Below are 10,019 nucleotides of genomic sequence, written 5' to 3'. Positions count from 1 at the left end.
AGCTCTTTGAAGCTTCGCCTTTGCTTTCTAAGTTCATAGATCTGAACTTTATCTTCATAAGTTAGTTTCATAATAAAAACACCCCAAAAGTTAGAATTTTTCTGTCTAACTTTTGGGGTGCAGTTCATTGAGTGACAGCTCTTTTTGGTAATCACGGCTAATCACTTGGAGGACACTCGCTACATTTTCATTCATCCGATAGTGGGATAAGAAACGGGACAACTCTTCCTGGATAAAGCCAATCATCTCGCTAAAGGTGGCAGCATCATGGACTTTCTTAACCACATCGGCCAAATCATCTCCTTGCAGGTATTCAAACAAATGAAAGACATCCATCAAAAATTGGATAAAGAGCTGCTTGGTCAGTGAAACCTTAGGTGTCTTCTCAAGGATCATTTTTTCTAACCAGTCCAGTTCTTCTAGAATCTGTTGGATATTTCCTTGCATGATCACCCGGTAGGCCGGTTCGTAGTAATGGAAGACCTCTTCATCTTGATTGAGAGGGATCGCCCCATAAAAGAGGCTCCGCTCTACTAGGTCCTTAAATTGATGAAAGTGCTCCTTATACGGAGGCTCAAAAGCCTTCTCAATCATGGCTTCTTCTTCTTGATCTGAGATAAAGAGTTGAAGATTTTGCCCTAGAACTTGGTAAGACGAGCTGATAAAACCTTTTTTCTCCTTAGCAACCCCAATCCACAGTGAATTCCGGTCTGCGATATACCGACAAAACTCTTCCTCAGAGATATCATCGTGAATCAAACGGTTGGCCAACTCTTGGCTTGGTTGCTGGATTTGGTTCCGAATTTTTTCTAGGATATTGCCCATCTCCACCTTATTGACAGGTTTGAGCAAGTAGTCTGCCACGCGCAAATTGAGGGCTGTTTTGACATATTCAAAATCCTGATAGCCTGACATAATGATAAAAGCAACATCTGGCATCAAATCCTTCATCTCTGCAATCATCTGAAGTCCGGTCTTGCCAGGCATATTGACATCCGTGATCACCACATCCACCGGATGCTCTCGCACATAATCAAGAGCCTGGTCTGCATCTTCAGCAGTTGCGACCACTTCCATATTCCAGTGGTCAAAGGGGATTAATTTTTTTAACCCTTCTGTAATCATATACTCATCGTCTACTAATAAGACTTTGTACATTCTGTCTCCTTTATTCATCTTTAATGGTTATCGTATAAGTCACTCCATGGTGAGGTTGGGAGAAGACATGGATATGGTAGCGATCTCCAAAATAGAGTAGCATGCGTTCATGGACATTGACAATTCCGATGGACTGCCGGCCACTCTTTTCTTCGATTTCTGAGCGTGGATTGCGATTGGCTAGTATCTCTTGAATTTTTTCTAGCTGTTCTTCTTCCATCCCACGCCCATTATCACTAACCAGGATCATGACTTGCCCTTCTCCTTGCAAGACTTTGACACTAATCACATTATCCTTGCGTTTGTGGTCCACCCCATGTGCAAAATAGTTCTCAACCAAAGGCTGGATAGTAAATTTTGGAATCTTCATTTTTTCCAAGCCTGGATCGATCTTAAAGCCATAGGCAATCGATTTTGGATAACGCACCATACAGAGGTAGCTGTATTTGCGGCAAAATTCGAGCTCATTTTCAACTGTCGTCACTCGCTCATCTGAGATATTATTGCGCAAGAGACTACTAAACTCATAGATAATATCGCCCAATTCATCCTGCTCTTGCATGACGGCGTACATCCGGATAAATTCCAGTGTATTGTACATGAAGTGGGGATTGATCTGGGCTTGTAGTGCCCGCATATTGGCATCTTTTTGGCTGAGCTGTAGCTGGTAGATATCCCGAATATTCTTATCCATATTGTCTAACATGGTATTGATCATATTACCAATAACCAGCAGTTCTTGGTCCTTGGTCGAGGTATCAATCCGTCGTTCACTATCGCCTTGACTGATCAGATTCATGGTATCGACCAAATCGAGGACTTGACGCCGGTAATTTTTGAAAATCTGACCTAATAACAAGTAAAGGATCAAGAAAATTAGGAAAGCAATAGAGAGAAAAGTGGTCAGGTTAGCTAGACCCTTTTTGACCAGATAACTTTCAGAAACAGCTACATCCACCTTGTAGCCATAGATCGTGCTACGGGTTTGCCATTTAATATCCTTCGATTGTCCCTTATCCCCTTCATGGTACATCTCTTTCCCAAAGGGCGTAAAGATCCGCACTGCGATTGGAAGATCGCCTCTGGCATTATCAATCGTTGCCGTCAAAATTTCCTGGTCCAAGGTCATATAAGCAATCCCAACTCCGGCTCCCGTTGTCGGGTCTGTCAAAGGAACCGGAATAGCTGTCACAGGAGCCTTGTAATGGTCCGCTGAGACCTGCTTGCCCCCCTTCGATTGCCGTGTGGAGACAAATACCGTCTTGTAATCAGACAAGGTGACATCGATGCCCTCTATGTTTTTATTGCTCAAATAGAGGCTATCAATATTCTTATGTAGAGACAACTGGATATAAGAAGGGAATTGGGCATTCAATCGCCAAGTCTCATATTCCGATGGCGTCAAGGTAAAATAGCGATAAACTCCTTCTAATTTTGCAGGGTTTTCAACGAGACTACGGCCTTCTTGTGTAACCCGCTGATAAGAGGTCTCGAGATCCGTCACGACTTCGGTCAAAACCCGTTGGGCGATCCGATCTGCTTCAGCTTGCTGGTTTTTCCAAGAGATCCCCGCGACGACCAGGCCCATGATGGTCAAAATGGCCACCATGACATAGGCGTAAAATTTTAAAAGCGTACTTAACCAGATTCTTTTCATCGTTAGGATACCAATTTTTCGTGGATATTTTGATAGACAGGGTCAAAGATATCATTGACAAAGAAATGCCATACACCGATCAAGACGAAAAAGAGAAGGGCTGGCATATAGTAGCTAATGACGCCAAGTAGCGCGGTTCCAAGGATGAGCTTCAGAACCGGACGAATGTCCAGCAACATTCCGATCAAACTGAGCTTGATACTGTTGGCATAAGAGAGATCGAAATGAACTTGCAATTTCAAATAAACGGCATAAGCTAGAGGCGCAACCAAGAGGAAAACCAGATTAAACAAGAGAACCAAAATTTGGAAGAAATTCAAGTGAGGAATCTGGATCATGAGATACATGCCATAGAGGAGAACCCCTTCAATAGCAAAGAAGGTGTAAAAGACTTGATTGGCTGGGACCAGATTTTCTATGAAGAGTTCCCAAGCGCGTGACCAGTGATAGTCTTTGTAAGACATGCCATTTTCTGCATAGAGGCTCATAACTGTGGTGCCGGCTGGTCCTACTCCTAGCAGAACACCCCCACAGATCGTCAAAACCCAAAAAATCCCTGTTACCAGCATAGCAACATAGACTCTCGTAAAAATGAACTCAATGATTTTTCCCATGTTTCAGCCTCTTTTCCAATTAGTCATTCTATTATATCATAAAAATAAAACGCTTTCCTCAAATTTGCATTCTTCTATTGAAATCTCAATTTTCATTTCCAAGATCTGTTTTCATAGAGGAGTGAAAAGGCCTTGGAGACAGCCCCAAAGCCTTTTCGCACTACCTGTTCTTATTTTTTAGAAGCAAGGAATTCGTCGTATTGTTTTTGCATTTCATCAAGTACTTTTTGGTAAGCACCTTCTGATTTCAATTTTTCAAGCATCTTAGGAACTTCTACTTCAGGATCCACAGTACCAGTATTGATCGCACCTGCAAATTGGTTCAAAGTATTTGTAAGAGCAGTGATTTCTGATTTCACTTTATCTGTGTTAAAGATGAAGCCAAGTGCTGGGGATTCTTTTGCAGTTTCCAAATCTTTCTTAGATTGTGCAATTTGTTCATCTGTTACGTTTTCGTTGATGTAAAGAATCCAGTTGTTACCAGTGTTCCATCCAGACATGTGAGTGTTTCCGTTGTAGCCATCCAAGACTTTGACACGGTTTTCTTTGCCGGCAACTTTTTCCCAGTTCTTGCCTTCTGGTCCATAAACAAGGCCGTTCAAAAGTTCTGGATCAGTGTTCAAGAGGTTCAACACTTCCATGGCTTTTTCTTTGTTCTTAGAGTTGTTTGAGATAACAAAGTTAGCTACTTGAGTAGTGTTGTTCTTCTTGTAAAGTTCAGTAAATGGTTTGATTTCGATCTTACGGTTTGCTACACGAGTAAGCAAGCTGTTACCGTAGTCAGCTGGTCCTACTGTTTCTTCACGAACCAACCATGTATCTTGAGAAAGATCATAACCAGTGTCGCTAGTTGCTACGTCTTTTGGAATGTATCCTGCTTCGTAGTATTTGTGAAGAGTCTTCAAGTTTTCTACATAACGAGGAATGGTGTAACGGTCAACGATCTTAGTAGTGTCACCTTTCAAGTCAACAACGAATGGAAGTCCATCAACAGCTACGTAGTCGAAGTCATCTGAAGGTCCGCCGTAGCTCTTGTTCATTGCAAATGGAACAACGTTTGGATCTTTTTCTTTGATAGCTTTCAAGACTGGTTCAAGAGAAGCATAGTCTTTCACGTTTGAAACGTCGATACCATATTTTTCAAGAAGTGGTCCGTTAAAGGCAAAGTTTTGAGAAGATGCAACGTTAGCTGCTACTGGAACAGCATAGATCTTACCGTTTACAGTGTTCCCTTTGATGTAAGCTGGGTCAAGTGCTTTGTAAAGGTCTTTCCCTTCTTTCTTGTACAATTCTGTCAAGTCAGCATAAGCACCTTTTTGAGCGTTGATAACGTAGTTATTAGCAAAGGCGATATCATAGTTTTCACCAGATGAGATGATAACGTTCATTTTTTGTGCGTAGTCACCCCAACCAAGGTATTGGATATCCAATTTTGCGCCGACTTTCTTTTCAATAATCTTGTTGGCATTTTCTAACAAGGTATCCAAGTTATCTGGTTTGTCACCGATTTGGTACATCTTAATGATTGGTTTCCCGTCTTCAGTTGTTGCTGATTTCTTGTTGTTCCCTGTAAGGTTTCCACAAGCAGCAAGAGTAGCTCCAAGAGCGATCACACTAGCAGATGCTAACGCGTATTTTTTCCAATTTTTCATAAGAAAAATCTCCTTTATGTTATTTTCTTTATAGACTAAGTTATATGTTGAAAATTCTGTTGATTTTCAATGAACGATTTTATTCTTTCACACCACCGATGGTCAAGCCTTTTACAAAGTAGCGTTGGAAGAATGGATAAAGAATGGCGATTGGCACTGTTGCCACAACCACCATGGCCATACGTCCCGTTTCCCGTGGGATGGATTGTACAGCTCCTGCCAATTGGCCAGATACCCCGACGTTTTTAGCGATGTAATCCATATTGTTTTGGATTTGCATCAAGAGGTATTGCAATGGGTAAAGGTTGTCACTCTTAATATAGAGGAGGGCGTTGAACCAGTCGTTCCAGAACCCTAAAGCAGTGAACAAACTGATAGTCGCAATCCCTGGTAGAGACAATGGCAAGCAGATTTGGAAGAAGATCCGTGTTTCACTTGCCCCATCGATCCGAGCGGATTCAAGGATGGCTTCTGGAATGGTCCGTTTAAAGAAGGTCCGCATCAAGATGATGTTAAATGGACTGAGCAACATTGGGATAATCAAAGCCCCGATGGTATCACCTAACTGCAAGAGTTGAGTGGTCACAATGTAGCTTGGAACCAACCCTGCACTAAAGAGCATACTAAGGAGTGAAAATACGGTAAAGAACTTGCGGTATTTAAAGGTACTCCGTGAGATAGCGTAAGCATAAGTTGTGGTGATAAAGACATTACATGCTGTTCCCACAATGGTCACAAACAAGGTAATGAAGAGGGCTTGCAAGATTTTGTCTTTGAACTGTACCAAGAAGAGGTAACCATCAAATCCAAATTTTGCTGGCCAGAATTGGAATCCATGGACTGCCAAACTTTGTTCGTCTGTCAAAGAGATCATGACAACGAAGATGAAGGGAAGCACACAGGTCAAGCCGACCAAGGTCAACAACAAGGTAAAGAAGAAGTTGCTCTTCTTACTGAAAGAATGGATCCCGACATTATCAATTTTTTCTTTTTGAATGGTTGATTTTTTCATACGATCCTCCTTTCTAGAAGAGAGCGGAATTCTTATCAATGCGGCGAGCAAAGATATTTGAGATCAAAACAAGAATTAAACCGACAACCGATTGGTAAAGACCGGCTGCTGCTGTCATCCCGATATCCCCTGACTTGGTCAAACCGTTGTAGACATAAACATCAATAACGTTGGTCACGCTATAGAGCGCTCCAGCATTATGCGGGATTTGGTAGAAAAGACCGAAGTCTGCGCGGAAGATATTTCCGACTGCAAGAATGGTCAAAACTGTAATCAAGGAAGACAACTGAGGAATGGTGATGTTGCGAATGCGTTGCCACTTAGACGCACCATCCACGGTCGCTGCTTCATAGAAGGTCGGATCGATTCCCATGATGGTTGCATAGTACATGACACTGCTATAACCAAAGCCTTTCCAGATTCCTAAGAAGAGGAGAAGCGCTGGCCAGATCCACAATTCCGAATAGAAATTGATGGCTTTCATACCAAATGAAGCTAAGATGTGGTTGACCAATCCTTTGTCCACATTAAGGAAGGCATCGGTGAAGAAGCTGATGATAACCCATGATAAGAAGTATGGGAAGAGCATGGAGGTTTGAAGCACCTTGACCACTCTTTTTGATCTCAACTCACTAAAGATGATGGCAATCCCTACGGAAACAATCAATCCTAAGAAGATAAATCCTAAGTTGTACAATACCGTGTTTCTTGTAATAATGTAAGCATCTTTGGAACTAAAGAGGAACTTGAAGTTGTCAAAGCCAACCCACTTACTCTTCATGACACTGTCGATGAAGCCCTCTCCCGTAATATGATAGTCCTTAAATGCTACGATATTCCCAAAAACCGGAATATAGAAGAATAAGATTAACCACGCTGCACCAGGTAAGACCATTAAAAGAAAAATGAAATTTTCTCTCAGAGTCCTTACAAACTTTTTCATCTAACTCCCCCCTTTGAGCATTGAGCGTGTTTTTCGCTTTGGTAGCGTTTACATCACCTATTATAAGATAGCCCGTTTACATTTTCAAACTCCTAATTATAGAAAAAATTCTACAAATTTATGACATAGCTTTAAAAAAAGGAGTAGAAAAGAGTGATCGTAAGTACAATCCCTCTTCTACTCCTATCAACCGTGGATGAGATATCTGTCATCCAACTTAGCATTTTTTACGTTGTATAAATGGTCGAAGCAGTCGCAATGGTATGCCATTGATTAGCCGTTGTGGCTGCGAAGTCCTGATCCCCGTAGAAATCGTTGAATGGCAAGATTTCTACTTCTAGTTCATCGATACATGTGATGGAACCAGCTAGATAGTCTTCAATCCGACTTTCTGCTCGCTTGATGCGTTGCAAGAGTCCACCCATACGGATGTCCACTGTATCCAAGCCAAAGACCTTGTTCTCTTTTAGCCATTGTTGGCTAAAGAGCTTGTGGAAGTTTTCAATCTGGCTTCGGAGTTTTGGTAATTCTTCTCTGGAAATCTGTTGCAAGCTCTCTTTATCATCTGCGTGATAGGCCTCACGGATGCGTCGACCTACATCCACTTTGCTACTTAAAATAGCATTCAACTGAGCCTGGGTCTCAAAGAGATAGGCGTAAACACCAGCTTTTTCTTTAATGTCAGAAAGAATCTCAGCTGCCTGGGCAAAGTGAGGCTTGTCCTGTTCAGGAGTCATGTGCTTGTCAAGAATTGGGCAGAGAATATCTTGATAGAAGACATAGCGGTTGGGGTTGATACCATGTATATTACCTGGTAGGTCTGGCAAGAGGTTGGCCAGATCCAGCTGCATAAAGTCCTCAACTGAGAGGCCTGTATTGGTCTTGAAATGAGTAGATAAACGCTCTAAATCATTGCGGTAGCTGAGTTCTGCCCAGATTTGCAAGCTCGGTAGGATCGAGAACTGGGCTGTTTCACCACCATTGTCCCCCCAGCCCGTCACAATGACTTCCTTAATCTGATTGGCACGGCAGGCTTTATTGGCTTCTACTGCAATGAGACGACTGAAATGATTGTGGGGCGTAAAACCAATCCACTTCCAAGCACCACCTGCAAAGGCGATATCCTGGCTAATCTTGTGGTGATTCCGGAAGTTGCGGTTGTATTTTTCTTCGCTATCCTGATAATAATCCCAATAAACCAAGGTGACACGGTCTTTGAGACGGTCTAGGTATACACGCGTTTCCTCTGGAATTTCTACCTCACGGTCGTACTGGCCATCTGCTGACATGAGCTTGAAGAACATATCACTCCACATCTGGCAATGGAAACCATACTTGTCTGCAATGTTCAGCACGCGCTCCAAGTGTTGGCACATGAGAAGACTCCGATCCACCACACCGTTCAGGATAAGATAACGCCCTAAACCAACCAAGTGAGCTTCGTCCATCCCGATATTGACCTTGCGAGTTTGTAGCTTAGACAACGTCGCAAACATGCCGTCAATCAGGTCATAGACTTTTTCTTCGCCAATGAGGAGAATATCTTCTACATCACGAAGTCCCTGGACTTCTTTGACACCCCATTTGACAAAGGCTGATAAGTGGGCCAAGGTCTGGATACAGGGGACAAAGGTCATGTCAAACTGCTGGCCATAGGATTCAATCTCCTGCAACTCTTCAGCTGAATAAGCCCCACGGAAATAACCAAAATAAGGTTGTCCTTCAATCTGATAGGTGTCCTCCATATAGAGCTCAAAGGTTGAGTAGCCCATCAGAGCCAAGACTTCAATTATCTGTTTGGCTGATGCGACATTGAGCACGGCATTGCGTGAACAATCCGCCATATAGGCTAAATCTTCATAAGCTGCCTGCTCCTCAATCTCTACCTTGTCCCCTTCTGCTAAAGCTGTTGCCAGCACAGACAAGGCGCGGTAAAGTTGGTGAGGTTTGCGGTAGGTCAATTGATAGTGGCCATTTTCCCCCTTGATAGAAATAGAAGCATGGTCAGACTGAGCGACTGCCACTTCTACATCTGGTAGAGAAATGTGATTTTGGAGCAACTCTAAAGCTTGCGCTTGTTTACTGCTGATTCCGGTAAAACTTACCATTGGTTTTCCTCCTGTAACCAGTTGACAAGGGCACCGTAGAGATTGGCATCTGCCTGATAGGTGCAAGCTTGAATCACTGGAGCAATTGTATATTCTTCATATCTGTCCACAAAGGCGCCCACTGCTTTTTGAACCCCTTTGATAAAATCAGGGTTCTGACTGATAGAGCCGCCTAGACTAATCACATCTGGGTCAATGAGGTACTGGATATTGAGCAGTCCTTGAGCAAGATTACGGTTCATGCGCTCAATGGCTTCCTGGCAAAGGGCATTGCCGGTTGCTGCCTCTTGGTACACCTTGCGGCCGTCCCAGTCAGTCTGACCAGATTTTTCAATGACATAGCGAACCATATTTCCTGTAGAAGCGAGTTGTGACCAGTTGTTGAGCTTTTCTGCCGGCTCGATGGTTGTCATATAGCCAAACTCACCGCCCAAACCATGACGTCCACGGTGAAGCTTGCCATTGATAATCATGGCGCCACCGATTCCTGTACCAATCACGACACAGGCTGCATTTTCAATCTCAGGATGCGCCAGCAATTCACTCAGTCCAACACAGTTGGCATCATTTTCTAGATGGACAGGTAGCTGGTGATGAGAAAGAGCCTCATACCATGAAAAACCATGGATGTAAGGAATGGCACTGATTCCCTCAATCACCCCGGTTTCTTGATGAACGGCACCTGGCACACTCATGGCAATCCCGCTGTAGTCCTGTTCTGACAAGCGTTGATCCAACCAAGCCAACAAATCTTCTAGAGTTTTTGGCGTTGGGGTGCTGGCCTTATCTAAAATCTTTCCATCCGGAGTGAGACTAGCAAACTTAATCCCAGTCCCTCCGATATCAATCGTTGCAATGGTCATTGCTTTTACCTG

The 10,019-nt window shown here is 43.1% G+C and carries 8 protein-coding genes; all 8 read right to left on the bottom strand.

Going from position 1 to position 10,019, the window contains the following annotated elements:
- Positions 1-105 precede the first annotated feature (105 nt).
- The 8 genes from PCY07_RS09455 to PCY07_RS09420 all read right to left on the bottom strand — a co-directional run bounded on the left by PCY07_RS09455 (position 106) and on the right by PCY07_RS09420 (position 10,007).
- Positions 106-1,158, bottom strand: coding sequence for a response regulator (locus PCY07_RS09455; RefSeq protein ID WP_301356547.1), 1,053 nt, complete (start codon positions 1,156-1,158; stop codon positions 106-108).
- Between the two features lie 10 nt (positions 1,159-1,168).
- Positions 1,169-2,815 (bottom strand): sensor histidine kinase, encoded by a 1,647-nt coding sequence (locus PCY07_RS09450; RefSeq protein WP_301356549.1) that lies wholly within the window; start codon positions 2,813-2,815, stop codon positions 1,169-1,171.
- A gap of 2 nt (positions 2,816-2,817) precedes the next feature.
- Positions 2,818-3,429 carry a DUF624 domain-containing protein gene (locus PCY07_RS09445; RefSeq protein ID WP_301356550.1) on the bottom strand — a complete coding sequence of 204 codons (612 nt, stop codon included), beginning with the start codon at positions 3,427-3,429 and terminating at the stop codon, positions 2,818-2,820.
- A 170-nt stretch (positions 3,430-3,599) separates the two neighbouring features.
- Positions 3,600-5,081: an ABC transporter substrate-binding protein gene (locus tag PCY07_RS09440; RefSeq protein WP_301356551.1), complete on the bottom strand. Its 1,482-nt coding sequence runs from the start codon at positions 5,079-5,081 to the stop codon at positions 3,600-3,602.
- A gap of 79 nt (positions 5,082-5,160) precedes the next feature.
- Positions 5,161-6,093, bottom strand: a complete 933-nt coding sequence (locus PCY07_RS09435) for a carbohydrate ABC transporter permease (RefSeq protein ID WP_003004100.1) — start codon at positions 6,091-6,093, stop codon at positions 5,161-5,163.
- A gap of 13 nt (positions 6,094-6,106) precedes the next feature.
- Positions 6,107-7,036 carry a sugar ABC transporter permease gene (locus tag PCY07_RS09430; RefSeq protein ID WP_003019179.1) on the bottom strand — a complete coding sequence of 310 codons (930 nt, stop codon included), beginning with the start codon at positions 7,034-7,036 and terminating at the stop codon, positions 6,107-6,109.
- A gap of 227 nt (positions 7,037-7,263) precedes the next feature.
- Positions 7,264-9,144, bottom strand: coding sequence for a beta-N-acetylhexosaminidase (locus PCY07_RS09425; RefSeq protein WP_301356552.1), 1,881 nt, complete (start codon positions 9,142-9,144; stop codon positions 7,264-7,266).
- Positions 9,138-10,007 carry an ROK family protein gene (locus PCY07_RS09420; RefSeq protein ID WP_301356553.1) on the bottom strand — a complete coding sequence of 290 codons (870 nt, stop codon included), beginning with the start codon at positions 10,005-10,007 and terminating at the stop codon, positions 9,138-9,140. The genes PCY07_RS09425 and PCY07_RS09420 overlap by 7 nt, the downstream gene beginning before the upstream one ends.
- Positions 10,008-10,019: the final 12 nt, after the last annotated feature.

Origin of the sequence: Streptococcus sp. SP1 (genome assembly GCF_030440005.1) — a bacterium.
GTDB lineage: Bacteria > Bacillota > Bacilli > Lactobacillales > Streptococcaceae > Streptococcus > Streptococcus parasanguinis.
This window is presented reverse-complemented; position numbering and strand designations above follow the sequence as displayed.